Origin of the sequence: Pseudomonas sp. J380 (assembly GCF_009827115.1) — a bacterium.
Lineage (GTDB): Bacteria > Pseudomonadota > Gammaproteobacteria > Pseudomonadales > Pseudomonadaceae > Aquipseudomonas > Aquipseudomonas paracarnis.
This window is the reverse complement of the sequence record NZ_CP043060.1, coordinates 1,430,043-1,450,545: the sequence shown is the minus strand read 5'-3', so window position 1 is coordinate 1,450,545 and position 20,503 is coordinate 1,430,043. Positions and strand designations below refer to the sequence as shown.

The 20,503-nt window shown below is 60.6% G+C and carries 18 protein-coding genes; 7 read left to right on the top strand and 11 right to left on the bottom strand.

Annotation, left to right across the window (positions count from 1 at the left end; all coding sequences use genetic code 11):
* Window positions 1–222: 222 nt before the first annotated feature.
* Complete coding sequence (locus FXO12_RS06535; protein ID WP_057977176.1) at window positions 223–1,134, top strand: LysR substrate-binding domain-containing protein; 912 nt, start codon at window positions 223–225, stop codon at window positions 1,132–1,134.
* A gap of 30 nt (window positions 1,135–1,164) precedes the next feature.
* Here FXO12_RS06535 and tkt read toward each other — a convergent pair whose 3' ends face one another.
* On the bottom strand, window positions 1,165–3,219 hold the full coding sequence (gene tkt, locus FXO12_RS06530; RefSeq protein WP_057977178.1) for a transketolase: 2,055 nt from the start codon (window positions 3,217–3,219) through the stop codon (window positions 1,165–1,167).
* Between the two features lie 175 nt (window positions 3,220–3,394).
* Here tkt and FXO12_RS06525 point away from each other — a divergent pair, with 175 nt between their 5' ends.
* The 3 genes from FXO12_RS06525 to FXO12_RS06520 all read left to right on the top strand — a co-directional run bounded on the left by FXO12_RS06525 (window position 3,395) and on the right by FXO12_RS06520 (window position 5,136).
* On the top strand, window positions 3,395–3,619 hold the full coding sequence (locus tag FXO12_RS06525; RefSeq protein ID WP_034125758.1) for a YdcH family protein: 225 nt from the start codon (window positions 3,395–3,397) through the stop codon (window positions 3,617–3,619).
* Between the two features lie 369 nt (window positions 3,620–3,988).
* Window positions 3,989–4,297 (top strand): transposase, encoded by a 309-nt coding sequence (locus tag FXO12_RS28925; RefSeq protein WP_057978987.1) that lies wholly within the window; start codon window positions 3,989–3,991, stop codon window positions 4,295–4,297.
* Window positions 4,294–5,136, top strand: coding sequence for an IS3 family transposase (locus tag FXO12_RS06520; RefSeq protein ID WP_057978989.1), 843 nt, complete (start codon window positions 4,294–4,296; stop codon window positions 5,134–5,136). The genes FXO12_RS28925 and FXO12_RS06520 overlap by 4 nt, the downstream gene beginning before the upstream one ends.
* Window positions 5,137–5,647: 511 nt before the next feature.
* Here the strand turns inward: FXO12_RS06520 and FXO12_RS06515 are convergent.
* Window positions 5,648–7,024 (bottom strand): VOC family protein, encoded by a 1,377-nt coding sequence (locus tag FXO12_RS06515; protein ID WP_054918586.1) that lies wholly within the window; start codon window positions 7,022–7,024, stop codon window positions 5,648–5,650.
* Between the two features lie 198 nt (window positions 7,025–7,222).
* Here FXO12_RS06515 and FXO12_RS06510 point away from each other — a divergent pair, with 198 nt between their 5' ends.
* The gene (locus tag FXO12_RS06510) at window positions 7,223–9,859 is read left to right on the top strand and encodes a hypothetical protein (RefSeq protein WP_057977180.1); all 2,637 of its coding nucleotides are present in this window, start codon (window positions 7,223–7,225) and stop codon (window positions 9,857–9,859) included.
* A gap of 192 nt (window positions 9,860–10,051) precedes the next feature.
* On the opposite strand, the gene FXO12_RS06505 is transcribed toward FXO12_RS06510, so the two are convergent.
* Together FXO12_RS06505 and FXO12_RS06500 are read right to left on the bottom strand one after the other, a co-directional pair.
* Complete coding sequence (locus FXO12_RS06505; RefSeq protein WP_034125754.1) at window positions 10,052–10,366, bottom strand: SCP2 sterol-binding domain-containing protein; 315 nt, start codon at window positions 10,364–10,366, stop codon at window positions 10,052–10,054.
* 56 nt (window positions 10,367–10,422) lie between these two features.
* Entirely contained in the window at window positions 10,423–11,133 is a 711-nt protein-coding gene (locus tag FXO12_RS06500) for a histidine phosphatase family protein (RefSeq protein ID WP_034135852.1), read from the bottom strand.
* A gap of 194 nt (window positions 11,134–11,327) precedes the next feature.
* Between FXO12_RS06500 and sohB the strand changes: the two genes are divergently transcribed.
* On the top strand, window positions 11,328–12,353 hold the full coding sequence (gene sohB / locus FXO12_RS06495; RefSeq protein ID WP_057977182.1) for a protease SohB: 1,026 nt from the start codon (window positions 11,328–11,330) through the stop codon (window positions 12,351–12,353).
* Between the two features lie 148 nt (window positions 12,354–12,501).
* On the opposite strand, the gene dhaL is transcribed toward sohB, so the two are convergent.
* From dhaL to FXO12_RS06460, 7 genes are all read right to left on the bottom strand, one after another.
* Entirely contained in the window at window positions 12,502–13,146 is a 645-nt protein-coding gene (dhaL, locus tag FXO12_RS06490; protein WP_057977185.1) for a dihydroxyacetone kinase subunit DhaL, read from the bottom strand.
* 3 nt (window positions 13,147–13,149) lie between these two features.
* Window positions 13,150–14,151 carry a dihydroxyacetone kinase subunit DhaK gene (locus tag FXO12_RS06485; protein WP_057977187.1) on the bottom strand — a complete coding sequence of 334 codons (1,002 nt, stop codon included), beginning with the start codon at window positions 14,149–14,151 and terminating at the stop codon, window positions 13,150–13,152.
* 96 nt (window positions 14,152–14,247) lie between these two features.
* The gene (locus FXO12_RS06480) at window positions 14,248–15,363 is read right to left on the bottom strand and encodes an erythritol/L-threitol dehydrogenase (protein WP_019817618.1); all 1,116 of its coding nucleotides are present in this window, start codon (window positions 15,361–15,363) and stop codon (window positions 14,248–14,250) included.
* A gap of 27 nt (window positions 15,364–15,390) precedes the next feature.
* A complete protein-coding gene (locus FXO12_RS06475) occupies window positions 15,391–16,146 on the bottom strand; it encodes an SDR family oxidoreductase (RefSeq protein ID WP_054918576.1) in 756 nt (251 codons plus the stop codon).
* Window positions 16,147–16,267: 121 nt separating this feature from the next.
* Window positions 16,268–17,275, bottom strand: a complete 1,008-nt coding sequence (locus tag FXO12_RS06470; RefSeq protein ID WP_034125748.1) for a substrate-binding domain-containing protein — start codon at window positions 17,273–17,275, stop codon at window positions 16,268–16,270.
* A gap of 34 nt (window positions 17,276–17,309) precedes the next feature.
* The gene (locus FXO12_RS06465) at window positions 17,310–18,287 is read right to left on the bottom strand and encodes an ABC transporter permease (RefSeq protein ID WP_014718193.1); all 978 of its coding nucleotides are present in this window, start codon (window positions 18,285–18,287) and stop codon (window positions 17,310–17,312) included.
* Entirely contained in the window at window positions 18,284–19,771 is a 1,488-nt protein-coding gene (locus FXO12_RS06460; protein WP_057977439.1) for a sugar ABC transporter ATP-binding protein, read from the bottom strand. The genes FXO12_RS06465 and FXO12_RS06460 overlap by 4 nt, the downstream gene beginning before the upstream one ends.
* 262 nt (window positions 19,772–20,033) lie before the next feature.
* Here FXO12_RS06460 and rpiB point away from each other — a divergent pair, with 262 nt between their 5' ends.
* A complete protein-coding gene (rpiB, locus tag FXO12_RS06455; protein ID WP_034125746.1) occupies window positions 20,034–20,495 on the top strand; it encodes a ribose 5-phosphate isomerase B in 462 nt (153 codons plus the stop codon).
* Window positions 20,496–20,503 lie beyond the last annotated feature (8 nt).

Below are 20,503 nucleotides of genomic sequence, written 5' to 3'. Positions count from 1 at the left end.
GGACGTACTTCGCTATGCGCTGCACGGGCGGCGCTTTGTTGTTGGAGTGATCATCTGTAATGGGCGCAGGCAGGTAAATTAGTAAGTTTGTTGCTATAGACCTTAAAAAAAATATCTCACGTGGTTTTATGCTCCGGTATGTTGCATGGGCTTCAATGGCTTGAAAAACCGGTGTATCTGCGCACCTGTTTGGGGCGAAAACCCACGTTTATGGAGGTGCCGATGGCTGCCTACAACCTGCGCCAGCTCAGATATTTTGTGACCACGGCCGAATGCGGCAGCGTCGCCGAGGCGTCGCGCAAGCTGTATATCGCCCAGCCGTCGGTGTCTACGGCGATCAAACAGCTGGAAGACAGCTTTGGCGTGCAGCTGTTTATCCGCCACCACGCCCAGGGCGTTTCCCTTACGCCCAGTGGCGCGCGCTTTTATCGCAAGGCGTTGGAGCTGTTGCGGGTGGCCCATGAGTTCGAGCAGAACGCCCTGGCGGATAATGACGTGGTGGCCGGGCAGATCGACATCGGCTGCTTTGAAACCGTGGCGCCGTTGTACCTGCCACGCTTGATCGCCGGCTTCAAGGCACGCTGGCCAGGGGTGGAGATCCGCATCCGCGATGGCGAGCAGCAGGAATTGGTGCAGGCGCTGACCGCAGGCAGTATCGACGTGGCGATGTTGTTTGAGCACGACCTGGGCGGCACTATCGAGACCACGCCACTGATGCCGCCCCAACAGCCCTATGCGTTGCTGCCGGCCGATCACCGCTTCGCCCAGCAGGCCAGGGTGTCCCTGGCCGACCTGGTGCTGGAGCCAATGATTTTGCTGGACGTGTTGCCCAGCCGTACCTACTTCGTGAGCATCTTCGAAGAGCGCGGGCTGACCCCGAATATCGTATTCAGCTCGCCCTCCATCGAAATGGTGCGGGGCATGGTGGGGCGCGGGTTCGGGTTCTCGGTCCTGGTGACCAGACCCTTCAGCGAGTACACCTATGATGGGCAGAAGGTGGTGTGCATTCCCTTGGCTGAAACGGTCACGGGGTCCGGGTTGTCGGCCGTGTGGTTGCGCCGTGCACCGCTGACCAAGCCGGTGCAATTGTTTGTCGACTATTGCCGTGAAGAACTTGCGCGGTTACTGGCGTGACTGCGAACCAGCCCCGCGCGCTTATGCGGGTCAGTGCTCGGCCAACTGGAGCTGTTGCTTGGCCAGCTTCACCACATTGTCCAGGGTAAACCCGAATTTCTCCTGCAACTTTGCCAGCGGTGCCGAGGCGCCAAAGCTGTTCATCACCACCTTGGCGCCGGTCTGCCCGACATAGCGGTCCCAGCCCAAGGGACCTGCCTGTTCCACCACCACGCGGGCTTTCACTGCGGGCGGCAACACGCTGTCGCGGTAGGCTTGATCCTGGTCTTCAAACAGCTCCCAACTGGGCATCGATACCACGCTGGCGGCAATGCCTTCACCTTTGAGCTGCTCATACGCGGCGACCGCCAGGCTGACTTCGCTGCCTGTTCCTATCAGGATGACCTCAGGCTCTTGCGCACTGGCCAGCACGTAGGCACCTTTGGCCGCACCGCAGGCCGCCGCGTACTGGGTGCGATCCAGGGTGGGCAGCGGCTGGCGTGACAGCACGACACAGCTGGGCCGATGAGTCTGGGCCAAGGCGACTTTCCACAATTCCAGCGTTTCATTGGCATCGCCCGGGCGCAAGGTCAACAGCCCCGGCGTGGCCCGCAGTTGGGTGAGGTGTTCGATAGGCTGATGTGTCGGTCCATCCTCGCCGACGCCGATGGAGTCATGGGTAAACACGAAGATCACGGGTAATTCCATGATCGCCGCCAGGCGGATCGGCGGTTTCATGTAATCGCTGAATACCAGGAAGGTCGAGGTATACGGGCGCAGGTAGGACAGCGCCATGCCGTTGGCGATTGCGCCCATGGCGTGTTCGCGGATACCGAAGTGCAGGTTGCGCCCGCTGTAATCATCCGCGCTGAAACGCCCGGCGTCGTCGAAGGTGAGGTTGGTCTTGGTCGAGGGCGACAAATCCGCCGAGCCGCCCAGCAGCCAGGGGATCTGTTGGGCGAAGGCATTCAACGCTTCGCCGCCTGAGGCACGGCTGGCGACGCCTTTGGCATCGGCGGCAAAGTCTGGCAGGTGCGCTTGCCATTGCTCGGGCATTTCCCCGGCGCGCATGCGTTGCAGTTCATCGGCCCGTTGCGGCTCGAGGGAGGCCAGGGTCTGGTTCCATTCGGCGTACAACGGCTCGGCACGTTCGTAAAGGGCATCGCGCAACACTGTGCGAGCCTCTTGCGGCACCAGGAAGCTCGAATCCTGCGGCCAGCCATAGGCGGCCTTGGTCAGGCGAATTTCATCGTCCCCCAACGGCTCCCCATGGGCAGCAGCGGTATTGTGTTTGTGCGGTGAGCCGTAGCCGATCACGCTGTCCACGACGATCAAGGTGGGCGCGCCGGTGTTGGCCTTGAAGGTTTCCAGCGCCACGCTCAAGGCCTGCAAGTCATTGGCGTCGGTGACATGCACGGTGTGCCAGCCATACGCCTGGAAGCGTTGGATCACGTCTTCACTGAACGCCAGCTCAGTGTGGCCCTCGATGCTGATGGTGTTGTTGTCATAGATCCAGCACAGGTTATCGAGCTTCAAGTGCCCGGCCAGGGACGCGGCTTCGCTGCTGATGCCTTCCATCATGTCGCCGTCACCGCACAGGGTGTAGACGTCGTAGTCAAACAGCACCTGGCCGTCGCGGTTGAAGCGCTGAGCCAGCCAACGCTCAGCCATGGCCATGCCCACGCTGTTGGCGCAGCCCTGGCCCAACGGGCCCGTGGTGGTTTCTACGCCTGTGGTCATGCGGTACTCGGGGTGGCCAGGGGTCTTGGAGCCCATCTGCCGGAACTGCTTGATATCCTCGAGGCTGACGGCCGGTTGGCCGGAACGCTGGCCGTGGGCGTCGATCTCTACCACGCCGGCCAGGTGCAATAGCGAATACAGCAACATCGAGGCATGCCCCACCGACAACACAAAACGGTCACGGTTGGGCCAGTCGGGGTGTTCGGGGTGATAACGCAGGAAGCGACTCCACAGTGTGTACCCCACGGGCGCCAGGCCCATGGGCGTGCCAGGGTGACCCGAATTGGCCTTCTGCACGGCATCCATGGCCAAGGTGCGTAGGGTATTGATGCATTGGGTGTCGGCAGCAGTGGCAACGTGATTCATAAAACCGTTCTCCCTGGGGTGGCGATCTACAGTGGAGGGCAGGGCGGGGCAAAGGTTTGATCCCATCGCGTGCGCCGCGACGAACGGGTCGTTCTTGACTTCAAACATGACAAGGCTTGTTGGAATGGGCTAGCTTCAAGGGCGTAGACCATCGATCAATCTGTGGAGGTACGCCATGCCAGTGAAACACGACCTGTATCAGGACTTGGGATTGAGCAAGGAAGACGTTCACAAGCGCAGGGCGCAAGACAACCGGTTGGACTCACTGCTCACTCAATACGACGACGCCGACGCCAAGGTGCTAAAAGCGGAAAAAGCCAGTGCCAGCGATGAAGAGGTGGAGAACCTGAAGAAGAAGCGGCTGTCGATCAAAGACGAAATTGCGCAGCGGCTGGGTTAAGCAAACCCGTAACCTGTGGCGAGGGAGCTTGCTTCCGCTGGGGTGCGAAGCGCCCCCATTGGCGGCGGCTGCGCAGCCGAACGGGAGCAAGCTCCCTCGCCACACACACGGAATGTGCACATTTGTTCAGAATTGTCTGGAGGACAAGTGCCGCTTCTCTCCTTATGATGCGCCCCGTCCACTCGGCTCTGGGGCTTGTTGCGGCGCAAGGATTGCGTTGTTTGAGCCGGGTGGGCATCCTCAGAATTCATGCAACACAGGGCCGAATCGGTCGGCTGCAAATGCCGTCTGTGGGAGCTGGCTTGAACTGGCCTAATGCTCCCGGACACCTCTTAAGGGCGATATGATTCGCCCAATCAGGAGGTTTCCATGCAAGAGCGAAAGACCTACACCCGCGAGTTCAAGCAACGTGCTGCAAGCATGGTTCTTGATGATAATTGCTCAGTTCCCGACGTATGTGCATCGATGGAAGTTGGCCCTACGGCTCTGCGCCGCTGGGTTGATCAGGTTCGTAAAGAACGCCTGAAAGGGCAGCCAGTGGTTGGTACCAAGGCAATCAGCGAAGAACAGCGAGAGCTGCAGCAGCTGCGAGCCAAGATCAAGCGTCTGGAGACCGAGGCTGAAATCTTAAAAAAGGCTACGGCTCTCTTGATGTCGGATCCCGATCGTTTTTCCTGATCGAGGAACTGAGAGAGTCGAGTTCATATCCGACCTGCCTGCTTTGCAGTGCGCTGGGCGTTTCCCGTAGCGCGTTTTATGACTGGCTTAAGCGTCGCTCAGCGCCGAATACCAAGCGTGACGCACTCAGAGCAAAAGTCGTGCAACTGCATGACGAAAGCCGGGGAAGTTCAGGCGCGCGGATGATCTCTCAGCACTTGAAGGCCCAGCAGATCAAGGTGGGACGGCATCTGGCCGGAAAACTCATGGCGGAGGCAAATCTGGCCAGCAGGCAGCGCCGCCGCCATCAGTATCGCTCTAGAGGAGTCGAAGCATTTGTGGCCAAGAACTTGCTCGAGCGTAACTTCGAGCCAGCCGCAATTAATCAGGTCTGGTGCGGCGACGTTACCAGCCTGATGGTTGGTAAACGCTGGTATCACTTGGCAGCGGTCATTGATCTGTTCGCCCGCCGAATCATTGGCTGGGCGTTTTCCCTGATCAATGACGCCGACCTGGTTAGCAAGGCGCTGAGAATGGCGGTGGAGGTTCGAGGCAAACATGCAGGCTTGATCTTTCATTCGGATCAAGGCTGCCAATACACCAGCCAGCGCTTTCAGTCTGAGCTGCTGGAACATGGGATAACGCAAAGCATGAGCCGCAGGGGGCAGTGCTGGGACAACGCGCCAACAGAGCGTTTCTTCGGGACGCTCAAGTCAGAGTGGGTGCCCACCAAGGGTTATACGACAGTTGAAGAAGCCAGGCAGGATATGACCAGCTTCTTCATGCGATACAATCGAATCAGGCTCCACAGCTACAACAACTACCTGTCGCCAATAGCCATGGAGCAAAAAGCGGCATAAACACCGTAATCGGTGTCCGGGATTACTTGACCAGTTCAGCTTGCCTGCGATGACTGCCTCCCAGCCGACGTCTACCTACCTGACACACCGCGATCCAACTGTGGGAGCGGGCTTGCTCGCGAAGGCGGCCTGACAGGCGACGCAGGTATACCGGGTGTATATCCATTCCTGCGGTAACGGCCACTTAGGGTTCCGCTTTTACAGCGGCTCACTTTTGAAAAGCCCAAAAGTAAGCAAAAGGCTCTTGCCCCACCACTCGGCACCTCGCTTAGGCTCGGTGTGCCCGTAATCCGCCAGTGATTTGGGGGGCCGCCGCCACGCGCCATCCATGGGGGCGGCTAAACCGGCATCCCTGCCGGTTTACCCCCCAAATCCCTGTCGAATTTCGGCCAGCGTGGTTTGATGGGGCGCTTAAGATCAAGATCAAAAGCAGATCAAGATCAAAAGCGGCTCGCTTCGCATCGTGGTTACCATCAACGCCGTGACTCTTGGCGTTCGGTCTTGCATCCAGTCATTTCAACAGCGTTTCAACGCATATATCCATGGAACGCTGCTGCGTCTGCTCATACAACTGCAGCTCATCAATCGTCCTGCGCCCCAGCGCCTGTTCGAAGGCATCTCGGTTGGAGTTGCCCGCGTAGTGACTCTGCGCCCCATCCCCCAGGTTTGACTGGAAGATCCCCGCCGCACTGACCGGCAAAAAGTCCTCATACACCAACGGCTCCACCGCCACATGACCGGCACCGACCAGCGCCTCCAATGTGCGCGGCTGATCGGCCTGGCCGCGTGCCGTCAGGCCTTTATCGGTGACGAAGTAGCGAAAATACGCCAAGCCCTGCTCGCGCATCTGCGGGTAGTTATCGGGGAAGGCGTGGAAGTGCTGCTCCATCAATTGCACATAGCGCTCGGCGTTGGCTTCATTGGGGAATGTGCCGAGTTCGTCGCGGGCGGCGTTCAGCAGTTGGTCGTACAGGGCGCGGCCTTTAGGGGTAAGTGCGACGCCGCGCTGTTCGATTTCGCCGAAGCGTGCGCTGTGGCTGCCGTGGGCATCGGTGAAGGCGATGGGTTCGTCCAGGGCCTTGAAGCTGGTCTGGCGCAGCAGTATCGGGCACTGGCGCCGGGGTGGGCCTTCGATCACGGCTTTGGGAGTGATACCTTTGCCGGGCATCGCCGCCTGCACCTGGTCGATGTCCAGGGTGCGTGGCGTCAGGTGGTTGATGTGCGGGCCTTTGAACGCGACGACGTCGGCGATCAGGCGGTGCTGGTCGCTCAGTTGCTGATATTGGGCGCCGGTGACCGTGGCAGTGTGGTGCCAGCGGAACGTCTCCAGGGCCTGGCGGATAAAGGCCTCGGCATCGCTGGCATTCAAGCCGCCTTGGGTCTCTGCCTGGTCGATCAATGCCAAGGCCTCGCCGGTGAAGATCGAGCGCTTGGCCAGGGCGCTTTCGGCGAAGGCGCGCAGGTCGGGGTTTTCGATCAGTTCCAGGCGCAGCAACGAAGTGAACACGCGAAACGGGCTGGTTTGCAGCGCGTGTTCATGCACGGCGCGAAAGGCGGTGGAGTGAACAGGTACGCCAGCGGGGGTGAGGTCGTAGTACCCCACCGGTTGCATGCCCATCACCGCAAACAAACGGCTGATAGTCGCCAGTTCCGCAGCGGTGCCCAAGCGGATGGCGCCGTGGCGTTCCATGCCCAGGCGCTGGATTTCGCCGGTACGCTGCAGCTGGTGCGCCAGGCCCGGTTCGCTGTCGAGCACATGTGCGTTGGTCTCGGCCACCAATTCCAGCAACGCCCCATATAAAGGAACTTCCTCTCGATACATGTCGGACATGGCCTTGGAAAAGCCCTTGCGGATCTCGTCAGGGCTGACATGTGCAGTGGCGTGCATAGAAAAATTCCTGATGACTGGAGCGATGAAAGTGGCCTTTGCCTGATTTTGTTGAGCAGCCTGCCGCCTTGCAAACGAAGATTCTTCTGGACTTCATTCTGCAAATGAATGAGTTGATCCTGCGTCCAAGTCTTCATGTGCAAGCGGGCGTCATTGGGCTCTACACTGCGCTCCACTGTGTAGGTGAAGGAGGACCCAATGACGGCCAAACCCGCAACCAACCTGCTGGACACCCTCGAAGGCCAGCGCCTGGCAACGCCAGGCGCCGAGCAGTGGCGCGAGTGGGGCCCGTACCTGAGTGAACGCCAATGGGGCACGGTGCGCGAAGACTACAGCGCCGACGGTGACGCCTGGGCCTACTTCCCTCATGAGCATGCACGCAGCCGCGCCTATCGATGGGGCGAGGATGGATTGGCCGGTTTCAGTGACAAGGCTCAACGCTGGTGCCTGGGCCTGGCGCTGTGGAACGAGCGTGACGCAATCCTCAAGGAACGTCTGTTCGGCCTCGACAACGCCGAAGGCAACCACGGTGAAGACGTCAAGGAACTGTACTTTTTCGTCGATGGCGTGCCGAGCCATGCCTACATGCGCATGCTCTACAAATATCCCCATGCGGCCTTTCCCTACGCTGACCTGATCGCCGAAAACGCCCGTCGTGGGCTGGCGGATGCCGAGTATGAAATCCTTGATACCGGTGTGTTCGCAGACAACCACTACTGCGACGTCAGTGTCGAATACGCCAAGCATCAGCCCGACGATATTTTCATGCGCGTCACCGTGCATAACCGTTCGGACCAACCCACACGCCTGCAGGTGCTGCCCCAGCTCTGGGCGCGCAATGACTGGAGCTGGACCTTCGATGCACCCAAGCCCAGCTTGAGGTTGGACGGCGAGCGGGTTCTGGCGCGTCATCATGAGCTCGATGATCGCCACCTCAGTGCCTGGGGCCAGGACGGGTTGCAGTGGCTGTTCTGCGAAAACCAAACCAATCGGCCCAAACTGGACGGGCAACCGGCGCCGGGGCCATTCAAGGATGGCATTAATGATTACGTGGTGGGCGGGGTTGAGTCGGCCGTTCGCCGGGACGCCGGCACCAAGGTGGCCGCGCATTTCACCCTTGAACTGGCGGGCCAGGAAAGCAAAAACCTTTACCTGCGTTTTGCGCCTCTGGACGCGCCCGATGTCAATGCGCGCAAGCTATTCGAACAGCGCCGCCAGGAGGCCGATGACTTCTACGCGGTCTTGCAACAGGGCCTTGCCGATGACGATGCGCGCAATGTGCAACGCCAGGCCCTGGCCGGCCTGCTGTGGTCCAAGCAACTGTACTATTTCGACGTGAACCAGTGGCTTGACGGCGACCCGGCCCAGCCCGCGCCACCGCCCGAGCGTCTGCTTATCCGCAATACCCATTGGCGGCACCTGAGCAACTTCGACATCTTGTCCATGCCCGACACTTGGGAATACCCCTGGTATGCCTCTTGGGATCAAGGCTTCCAGGCGGTGGCCATCGCGCTGATCGACCCCGGTTACGCCAAGCAACAGCTGTTGCTGCTGGTAAAGGACCGCTTCATGCACCCCAACGGCCAATTGCCGGCCTACGAGTGGCGCTTTGACGACGCCAACCCGCCCGTGCATGCCTGGGCCAGCTGGCGCGTATATCAGCAGGACAAGGCGTTGACCGGCGTGGGCGACATGGATTTCCTGGAGCGCATCTTTCACAAGCTGCTGTTGAATTTCTCCTGGTGGGTCAACCGCAAGGACGCCGAGGGCCGCAACCTGTTCCAGGGCGGTTTTCTGGGCCTGGACAATATCGCCTTGTTCGACCGCTCGGCCACGTTGCCGCCGGGTTACCAGTTGGACCAGGCCGATGGCACCGCCTGGGTGGCGGCCTATGCCCTGGACCTGATGCGCATCGGCCTGGAGTTGGCCAAGCGCAATGTGGTGTACGTGGACATTGCCGTGAAGTTTTTCGAGCATTTCCTCTACATCGCCGGTGCTATCAACCGCGTCGATGACAGCGCCGAAGGCTTGTGGGATGAGCAGGACCAGTTTTTCTACGACGTACTGCACCGTCCTGATGGCCAGAGCGAACCGGTGCGCCTGCGCTCCATCGTCGGGTTAATGCCGCTGTTCGCGGTGCTTGTGCTGGAACAGCGCGAGCACGAGGGCCTGGAAGGCTTGCGCGAGCGCCTGCTGGGCTTTATGCATCATCGGCCGGACCTGGCCAGGTTGGTTTCGCGCTGGACCGAACCGGGGCAGGGCAACCGCCTGTTGCTGGCGCTGCTGCGCGGTGAACGCACCAAGGATTTGCTGCGACGCATGCTGGATGACCAGGAGTTCTTGTCGGCCTTTGGCGTGCGCGCCCTATCCAAGGCGTTCGCCGAGCAGCCCCTGGCGTTGAAGATGAATGGCGACACCTTGTGCGCCAGTTACCAACCCGGTGAATCCGACTCACGTTTGTACGGCGGCAACTCCAATTGGCGCGGGCCGCTGTGGATGCCGGTCAATTACATGCTGATTGAATCGTTGCGCGAATTTCATCGCTATTACGCGGAGCATTTTTCCGTGGAGTACCCGACGGGCAGTGGGTATCTGGCGTCTCTCGAGGAAGTGGCTGACAGCCTCAGCGAGCGGCTGACGCGGCTGTTTCTCAAAGATGAAAACGGTGTGCGGCCGTCGATGGCGGGGTATGCGCAGTTGCAGGAAGACCCGGCCAGTCGTGACCTGGTGTTGTTCCATGAGTATTTTCATGGTGAGACAGGGCGAGGGTTGGGGGCTTCACACCAGACCGGGTGGAGCGCGTTGGTGGCGTTGTTGCTACAGTCAAAAACCTGAGCAGTCCTACGGATTTGCTTTTCTGTGGGAGCTGGCTTGCCTGCGATACAGGCACCGCGGTGCGTCCGGCAAATGGAGTAGATGCCATCGCAGGCAAGCCAGCTCCCACAGGGGATCTTCATTCACCGCGAGAATGCAGGCAAAAAAATCCCGCCTGGGGAGGCGGGATCAGGATTCAGGGTTACCCGTGAATCAGGAAGGGAACAGCTCGCTCAGCTTCATCGCCAGCATCATGTCGCCTTCGGTGCGCAGCTTGCCGCCCATGAACGCTTGCATGCCGTCGGTGGAGCCGTCGACGATGCCTTCCAGGGTCTCGCTGTCCATCACCAGGGTGACCTGAGCGTCAGGGTTTTCGCCTTCTTTGAGCTCGCAGGTCTTGTCCTTGACCACCAGCGAGAAATTCTTGCTGTCGTCGATACGGAAACCGAACACCAGGTCCAAGCCTTCGGCAGCGCTTGGGTTGAATTTGGCTTTCATTGCTTCTACTGCTTTAGCTACGTCAGTCATGGTTTCGATCCTTAAGGGTAGAGTCCAGTGACCTTGGGGTCACGGTTGGCCGCAGTTCATCGGAAAGTGATGAGCTGCGGCGCCTTCAACAGTTGCAAGTGGGCGTGACTGTTGAAGGAAGCCAGTGCCACCTCGCGACCACGGAACTTCAATTGGTTGAGCGAGGTGTTAACAATTTGCCAGTTCATTTCGAAGGCCTGGGCGGCAGGCATTCGGGTAATCAGGTGGAGCAGGGCGGTGATGGTGCCGCCGGAGGTGAATACGGCGATTTTGTCGGTGTGGTTGGCGGCTTCAAGGATCCGCTGCAAACCACCCTGGACCCGCTCGACAAACCCCAGCCAGCTTTCCAGCCCGGGCGGATCATAGGTGCCGGCCAGCCAGCGTTCGATGATCAGGGCGAAAATGCGTTGGAACTCGCTGCGGTTCTGCGGGCCATTGCGCAGGATGTGCACGGCATCCGGCTCACTGCTGAGCAGGTCGGGTAACAGGCCGCGAATGATTGCCTCGCCGTCGAACTCGTTGAACGCGCTGTCTGTTTCCAATGCCGGAACCGGCAAGCCCAGGGCGCTGTACTGGTCGAACGTGGCGCTGGCAGTGTGCTGCTGGCGACGCAGGTCGCCGGCGATGCAGCGGTCAAACGCAATGCCCAGGTCTGCCAGGTGGCGACCGAGCACTTGCGCTTGTTCCACGCCAATGGGCGAGAGGACGTCATAGTCGTCTGCACCGAAGGAAGCCTGGCCATGTCGAATCAGATAAATGCTGCCCACGTCCGTTTTCCCGGTACGTTGAAAGTCTGGCGAGGTTATGAGGATGCCTGCGAGCTGTCAATGAAAAAACATACGCTTGTTTTAAAAGCGCGTTGGAGCCCGCCTGTTGGCGGTTTGATCACTGGCTCCTTCGCAGTGGCGTCGGTATGCTGGGGCCATCCGCGCCTGGCGCAGTGCATTTTTTAAGGAGACATATGGATTTTTTGGCCGAATACGCGAGCTTTCTGGCGAAGACCGTCACCCTGGTGGTCGCTATTCTGGTGGTACTGATCAGCTTTGCAGCACTGCGCAGCAAAGGTCGTCGTAAATCCGCCGGCCAATTGCAGGTCAGCAAGCTGAATGATTTCTACAAGGGCTTGCGTGAGCGCCTGGAGTCCAGCTTGCTCGACAAGGACCAGCTCAAGGCCCTGCGCAAGTCCGAAAGCAAAGCTGAAAAGAAGAAAGACAAGAAGAAGCCCGAGCCCAAGCCGAGGGTATTCGTGCTGGATTTCGACGGTGACATCAAGGCCTCGGCCACCGAAAGCCTGCGCCATGAAATCACCGCACTGCTGAGCCTGGCCACGCCCAAGGATGAAGTGGTGCTGCGCCTGGAAAGCGGCGGCGGCATGGTGCACAGCTATGGCCTGGCCTCTTCGCAACTGGCGCGTATCCGCCAGGCCGGCGTACCGTTGACCGTGTGCATCGACAAAGTCGCGGCCAGCGGCGGCTACATGATGGCCTGCATCGGCGAGAAGATCATCAGTGCACCCTTCGCCATCCTCGGTTCCATTGGCGTGGTGGCGCAGTTGCCCAACGTCAATCGCCTGCTTAAAAAGCACGACATCGACTTTGAAGTGCTGACCGCCGGTGAATACAAGCGCACGCTCACAGTGTTCGGCGAAAACACCGAGAAGGGCCGGGAGAAGTTCCAGGAAGACCTGGACATCACGCATCAGCTGTTCAAGAACTTCGTCGCGCGTTACCGCCCGCAGTTGGCGATTGACGAGGTGGCCACTGGCGAAGTGTGGTTGGGGGTTGCCGCTCTCGACAAACAACTGGTTGATGAGCTGCAAACCAGCGATGAATACCTGGCTACCAAGGCCAAGACCGCCGAAGTGTTCCACCTGCACTATGCCGAGCGTAAGAGCCTGCAGGAGCGCGTGGGCCTGGCGGCCAGCGGCTCGGTGGACCGAGTGCTGTTGACCTGGTGGAGTCGCTTGACCCAGCAGCGGTTCTGGTAACCCAGTACTGAAAACCAGGTAATCCCTTGTCGATCGTTCCCACGCTCCGCGTGGGAATGCCACCAGTGACGCTCTGCGTCACCCTGGCGTAGGTGGGACGCGGAGCGTCCAAGGCTGCATTCCCACGCGGAGCGTGGGAACGATCATGTCAGGTCAAACGGGGTTTAATCGAGTCCGCCAACTGCGTAAGGATCAGGCAGCACGATACGGCCCCGGCATCCAGAACGCCGAGGGAACGCTCACCCAAACGACTCGCTCGGCCAATCTTGGCCACCAGGTCCTTGGTCGAATCCCGCCCCTGAGAAGCAGCGCTTTTCATCGCGTCGAGTGCATCGCTGAAAGAACGCGCCGCTGCATGCGCCCGTTCAAAGGCTTCCACCGCCGGGATCAACGTGTCCATCAAGCACTTGTCGCCCACGCCCGCTTCGGTGATGTCCTGCAACGAGGTCAAGCCGCCGCGCAGCAGGTGGGCGAAGGTGGCGGCGTCGATGTCTTCACTGCCGCGCACTTCGTCGGCCATGCCGATAAACAGGCTGCCATACAAGGGTCCCATGGAGCCGCCGATGCCTTCCATCAGGCTCAGGGTCAGTTCATCCAGGGCTTCGGCCAGGGTCAGTTGGCGGCCTTCGATCGTGCGGCCGCAATGGGCAAAGCCCTTGGCCATGTTGATGCCATGGTCGCCATCGCCTATAGCGCCGTCGACTTCGCTGAGGTACTCCCGGTTTGCCACGATCACGCTGACCAGGTCGGCGACAATGGCGCTACCGTCATGGGTGGAAAAATGCTGGCTCATGGTTCACTCCGCCTGGGTCATGCCGATGGAGCGGCAGGGTTGGTCGATCAGGGTTTTCAGCTCGGCGTCGAGGCCGAGCAGGGTCAAGGTCACGCCCATCATCTCCAGGGACGTGAAGTAGTTGCCCACGTAGCAACGGTGAATCTTCAAACCTTTGGCCTTGAGCTGTTTTTCCACCTCTGCGTAGAAAATATACAACTCCATCACCGGGGTGGCGCCCAGGCCTGAGACCAGCACCACCACGCTGTCGTCCTGGCTGAAATCGCGGTCGGCGAGGATCGGCGCCAGCATGCGCTCGGCCATGGCGGCGGCCGGTTCAATCGGGATGACTTCGATGCCCGGTTCGCCATGATGGCCGATACCCAGCTCCATCTGGCCGTCGGGAATCTGGAAGTTCGGCTTGCCCACGGCAGCGATCGTGCAGGGCGTAAGGCCGATACCAATCGAGCGGCAGTGGTCGACGGTTTTCTGCGCCACCCGAATCACGCCGTCCAGGTCGTAATGCTGGGCAGCGGCGGCACCGCCGATCTTCCACATGAAGATCTCCCCGGCCACGCCGCGACGCTTGGCAATATCGGCCTTGGGCGCGGAGGCCACGTCGTCGTTGGCGACCACGGTGCGGATGCGCATGTCTTTGCTGGCGGCCATTTTCATTGCCAGCTTCACGTTCATGTTGTCGCCCGCGTAGTTGCCATACAGGCAGGCCACGCCTGCGCCATGGTCGGCGGCGCGGAAGGCGTCGAAAAAGCTTTTGGCGGTGGGCGAGGAAAAAATCTCGCCGACGGCCACCGCATCCACCAGGCCCGGGCCAACATAGCCGAGGAACGCCGGTTCATGCCCGGAGCCGCCGCCGGTGACAATGCCGACGCGGCCCTGGGCGGACGGTCTGGCCCTGACAATGACCCGTGGGTTGCTTTCGTACTGGCGCAGTTCGGGGTGCGCGACCAGGATGCCGCGCAGCATGTCTTCGACCACTTGGTCGGGATCGTTGATGACTCGACTCATAACGCGGGTTCCTGTGTTCTTGTTCTAAGGGGCGACACCCTTCCATTGTGGGAGCAGGCAAGCCGGCTCCCACAGGGTTTTGTGTTGTTACTGAGATCAGGGTTCGAGCACAACCTTCAGCGATTTATCGCCGCGTTCCATGACTGCAAAGGCTTCCTTGAAGTCCGCCAGCGCAAACTTGTGGGTCACCACGTCGCGCATATCGATCTTGCGGTTGCCGATAAAGTCTATGGCCCTTGGGTACATATACGGCCCCAGGTGCGAGCCGAGGATATCCAGCTCCTTGCGGTCACCGATGATCGACCAATCCACCGTGGCCTCGTCATTGAACACGCTGAATTCCACAAAGCGTCCCAGCTTGCGCAGCATCGCCAGGCCTTGGTTCACCGCCTTGTGATGCCCGGTCGCCTCGATATAAATGTCGCAGCCGTAGCCATCGGTGATTTCGCGGATCTTCGCCAACACATCCACCTCGGCCGGGTTCCACACTTCATCGGCGCCTAGGCGCAGGGCGAGGGCGGCGCGTTCGGGTTTCATGTCCAGCACGATGAGTTTTTTCGGGTTGCGCAACCGCACCGCGCCGATGATGCCCAGGCCCAGGGTGCCGGCGCCGGCGACCACCACGATATCGTCATGGTCGACGTTGGCGCGTTCCGCCGCGTGTAGCGAGCAGGCCAGGGGTTCGATCAGGATCGCTTCATCGGGGGCGATGGATTCCGGCACTTTGTGGATGATGCCTTCCTTGGTGAAGATCATGTATTGCGCCATGGCGCCCTGCACATTGTTCTGGAAGCCATACAGGTCGTGCTTCTGGCACATCCAGTACTGGCCGTGGTTGCAGAAGCGGCAGCCCCAGCATGGCACGATCTGCTCGGAGATCACGCGGTCGCCCACGGCCACGCCGCGTTTCTCGGCGCCTGGGCCAAGGGCGACTACGCGGCACACGAACTCATGCCCGGGGATCATCGGCGGCTTCACGTAGCGCGGTTGCTCGGCATCGCCCCAGAACGACGGCGCGCCGCGATAGGTCTTGATATCGCCCATACAAATGCCGCACAGCTCGACTTTGGTCAGGATCTCGTCGGGGCCGGGTGTGGGCACGTCGACGGTTTCCAGGCGGTAATCTTCCGGGCCGTGGCAGACCACAGCCTGCATGGTTTTCGGGATGCTCGGGGCGAGTTGTTCAGGTGTGCGTTCGGTGACGGTGGACATGACAAAACCTCACGACATAACGATGAATTACTGAATGCTGTAGCCGCCGTCGATCACCATGTTGGCACCGGTGATCATCTGTGCGGCGTCGCTGAGCAGGTACAGCGCCAGCCCGGCGATTTCTTCCGGCTGGGCAAAGCGACCTGCTGGAATCTGCAATTTGGCCCGCTCACCCACCTCGCCCGCCCAGGCTTTTTTGCCCAGGGCGGTTTCGACGATGGTCGGAGAGATGGCGTTGACGTTGATCTGCGGCGCCCACTCCATGGCCAATACCTTGGTCATGCCGACGATGGCGGCCTTGCTGGCGCAGTAGGCGACGTGACGGTCCAGGCCAATCACGGCGGCCTGGGACGCCAGGTTGACGATGCGCCCGCCGCCCTGGGCGATCATGTGCCTGGCGCAGGCCTGAGCCATGAAAAAACTGGCCTTGAGGTTGATGTCCAGGGTGGTGTCCCAGGCGCTTTCGCTGACCTCGATGGCCTTGTCCAGCAGCACCACGCCTGCACTGTTGATCAGGTAATCCAGGCGCTGGAAATGCGCGAACACCTTGTCGACGGTCGGTTGTATCTGGTCGATCCTCCCGAGGTCGACGGCAATGCCAAGGTGCCCGGCACCCAGGCTGGCGGCCGCCTCGACCACGGCCGGGTCGCGGTCCAGCAGCGCCACCCTTGCGCCGCGTTCCGCCAGCAAGGTGGCGCAGGCCAGGCCGATGCCGGCGGCGCCACCGGTGATCACCGCGCAACGGCCGCTGAGGTCGAAGGCTTGGTTCCAGAAACCAGACATGAATGACTCCTCGTTCTCACGCTCTGCGTGGGAATGCCGCGTGGAACGCTCTGCGTTCCGATGTTAAGTGACGCGGAGCGTCACGGGATGCGTTCCCACGCGGAGCGTGGGAACGATCAAACTACTTACCGCCGCTGACTTGCTTGTACAGCGCGTCCGCATTGGCATTGGTCACCGGCACCCAGGGCAGAATGTAATTCTTGGCCGTGCCGTCACCCCATTTCACGTCTTTGGCATAGCGCTCCCAAATCACCGATTGCGGCTTGTAGTCCTTGCCGGCCAAGGCACGCAACGCTACGTCCAGCGCGCCTTGGGACTGGGCCTGGGCATCCTGTAGGAAGGTGGTGACTTCGTCCTTTTTCGCCGCCTGGATCGCATCCGGCATGCCGTCGATAGAGGTCACAGGCACATCCTTGGAGGTGAGGCCATGGGACTTCAGCGCCTGCACGGCGCCCAGGGCCATGTCGTCATTCTGGGCGATCACGCCATTGATGCCCTTGGGGTGGGCGTTGAGCCAGTCTTCGGTGAGCGTCATGGCCTGGGCGCGGTCCCAGTTGGCGGTTTTCTTTTCGATGATCTTGATGTCCGGGTGTTTGCCCAGCACTTCCAGCTCGCCTTTTTCCCGGTCGATCTGCGCCGACTGGCCAATCGGGCCCTGGATGATCACCACATTGCCCTTGCCATTGAGCTTGTCGACCATGGCCTGGGCCTGCAGGCGGCCGCCTTCCACGTCGTCGTTGCCCACATACGGCACGCTGGCATCGGCTACTTTCGTATTGGAGGCGATGACCACCACGTCGTTGCTCATGGCGGCCTTGACGGTACCGACGCCGGCCTTGGTATCAATCGGTACGAACAGAATCGCGTCGTAGCGTTGGGTCACCATGTTTTCGATCTGGTTGTTCTGGGTCAGGGCGTCGTAGTTGCCGTCGAACACGGTCAACTGCACGGTGCCATCCTTGACGGCCGGATGTTCCTTGAGCTCGCGGACCCAGTTCTGCATGAACTGACCCTTGAGGCCATAGACGGCTGCGCCGATCTTGTAGGTCTTGCCGTCGGCGGCCAGGGCGATACTGCTGGCGAGCAGGGAGAGGGCCGCCGCAGCGGCCAGGGTGGTACCCAGTTTCATAAGTAGAACTCCAGTTATTGTTATGGGTCGTTCTTCAGCGTTTCTTCTTGCGCCACACGTCGATCAGTACTGCAAACACGATGATCAGGCCCTTGGCGACCTGCTGGTAATAGGAGGACACGCCGAGCAGGTTCAGGCCGTTATTGATCACGCCGATCAACAGTGCCCCGAACAAGGTGCCGACAATGCTGCCGGTACCGCCGGACAAACTGGTGCCACCGATCACCACTGCGGCAATCGCGTCCAGCTCGTAGGAAACCCCGGCCTGGGGCAGGGCAGAGGTGGTGCGTGCCGACAGCACCACGCCGGCCAACCCGGCGAGCAGGCCCGAGACCACGTACACCGAGAACATCACCTTGCGCACGCCAATGCCCGATGTGCGCGCGCTTTTTTCATTGCCGCCCACCGCGTACACATAACGGCCGTAGGTGGTGTAGCGCAGCACCATCCAGAAAATAAGCGCGACCACTGCGAAGATGATGATCGGCACGCCCACCGGGCCGACCTTGCCGATGCCCAAGGCCAGGTAGGCGTCGGGCAGGTCGGTGATCGGGCTGCCGTCGTTGAGAATAAAGGTCATGCCCCGCGCGATGCTGAGCATGCCGAGGGTGGCCACGAACGGCGGGATCGACAGGTTGGCGATCATGAAACCATTGACCACCCCGAGCATCGCGCCGGCAAACATCCCCGCGCTGACCGCCGCCAACAGGCCATAACCCTGGGTGGCGACCATGGCGCTGCACAACCCGGCGAAGGCCAGGATCGACCCCACCGACAGGTCGATGCCCTTGGTCAGGATCACATAGGTCATGCCCACGGCGAGAATGCCGTTGATGGAGGTCTGGCGCAGGATGTCCATCCAGTTGCGCCAGGTCATGAAGTACTCACTGGAAAACGCCATCACCACGCACAGCAGGATAAACACCAGCGGCAGGCCGAAGCGGTCGAGGGACAGGCGCAGGCGGTTGCGCGGCGCGGCGGTAACGGGGGCAACGATGGTTTTGGCATTCATGAGGCAAGACTCAACAAGGCTTCCTGGGAAAGGGCGGTGTCGGTGCTGATAGTGACCAGCCGGCCGCCTTTGAAGACGGCGATGCGGTCGCTCAAGTGCAGCAGTTCCGGTGCTTCCGACGACACCACAATGGCTGCGCCACCGGCGCGCACGAACTGGTCGAGCAGGTGGTAGATCTCCTGTTTGGCGCCTTCGTCGATGCCGCGGGTGGGTTCATCGCAGAGCAGGCATACCGGCTCGGTGGACAGGCATTTGGCGAGCACCACCTTTTGCTGGTTGCCGCCGCTCATTGATGCTACCGGCAGCTCCAGGGAGCTGGTCTTGATCTGCAAGCGCTTGACCATCTCCTCGGCCAGTTGCGCTTCTTTACGTGCGTTGATCAGCGACCAACTCGACAAGCGCTTATAGGCCGACAGTGCAATGTTCGACAGGATGCTGCCGGTCAGCACCAGGCCGCTGTCCTTGCGGTCTTCGGTGACCAGCGACATGCCGGCGTCGATGGTCGCCTTGGGCTGCCCGATGGGCATGGGCTTGCCTTGCAAGGTAACGCTGCCGGCATCCGCCACGGTCAGGCCGTAGATGCAATTGAGGAATTCACTGCGCCCGGAGCCCATCAACCCATAAATGCCGAGGATCTCGCCACGGCGCAGCTGCAGGCTGATGTCGTGGAACTCACCGTTGCGGCTCAGGTTGTCGACCTGCAGGCAGGTGCTGGCCGCGCATTCGCGGCCCACCTTGTGGTCGATGCGCGTCAGTTCCTGGCCGACAATGCCGCGCACCAGGTGGTCGCGGTCGATATCGGCCATGCGCCCGCTTTCGACAAAGGCGCCATCACGGAAGATGCTGTAGTCATCGGCGATCTGCGCCAGTTCGCTCAGTCGATGGGACACGTACACGATGCCGGCACCGCGTGCGGTAAGGCGGCGAATCGCCTTGAACAGGGTTTCGGCCTCGCGCTCGCCGATGGCCGAGGTGGGCTCGTCCATGATCATCACTTGGCAGTCATGGCTGAACGCCTTGGCGATTTCCACCAATTGCATCTGCGCCACGCTCAAGCGGTGCATGGGGCTGGTGGCGTCGACGTCGAACTCCAGGCTTTCGAGCAGTTCGCGGGTGCGGCGGTTGAGGGCCTTGCTGTCGACGATGCAACCGGCGCGGCGCGGTTCGCGGCCCAGCCAGATGTTTTCGGCGACGGTCATGTAGGGGATGGGTTCGAGCTCCTGGGTGATCATTGCGATCCCCGCCGCCAAGGCTTCACTCGGGCGATTGAACTGCACCGGTGCGCCGTTGAGCAGAATGCTGCCGGCGTCACGCTGGGTGATGCCCATCAGGATGCTCAGGAAGGTTGACTTGCCGGCACCGTTGCCGCCGCACAGGGCGTGGACGCTGCCGGCGCGCAGAGAAAGGCGCCCGTCGCGCAGGGCTGGTACCCCGGCGTAAGCCTTGGCGACGTGTTCAGCCTGGAGCAGTAATGGCGTGGCCATCGGCGTGTCCTCGTGCTGTGAATTCTTATTAGGTCGCACAGTCATGTTTCGCTGTGATCATATGTGTATCAAATGAAATTCTGATCAGTCAATCTCTTTCACTTAAAAGGTGTGATTCTCATCTTTGACGCGGTTATTGCCTTGGTATAGGGCTTTGACTGGCAGGTCAGTTAAATCTCGCTTGACAGTAAGGGGTGAATGCTTGCGAAATGGGTGAGAGATATTTCACTAAGTGATCATTTGATCAGTGGAGTTTGGCGCCATGAACACACCTTTCCCGGTGGCTATCGGATGTGATGAAGCGGGTTTTGAGCTCAAAGAGTTGTTGAAGCGCCATATCGAGGCGTTGGGATACCCGGTGACCGACTTCGGTACGCATTCAACGGTGCCGGTGCTGTACCCGGACATCGCCCTGGCCGTGGCCACCGCCATCAATGCCGGGCAACAGCGCCTCGGCGTGCTGGTATGCGGCACCGGCATAGGCATGGCCATCTCGGCCAACAAGGTGCTGGGCATCCGTGCGGCCCAGGCCCATGACACCTACTCGGCGGAGCGGGCGCGCAAGAGCAACGATGCGCAAATCCTCTCCATCGGTGCGCGGGTCATCGGCGCGGAGTTGGCCAAAAGCATCGTCAGTGCGTTTTTGGCCTCGGAGTTCGAAGCGGCGCGGTCCGGGGCCAAGGTCGAGCGCATCAATGCGATCGAGCGCGATGGGCATCAGTAGTGGACGGC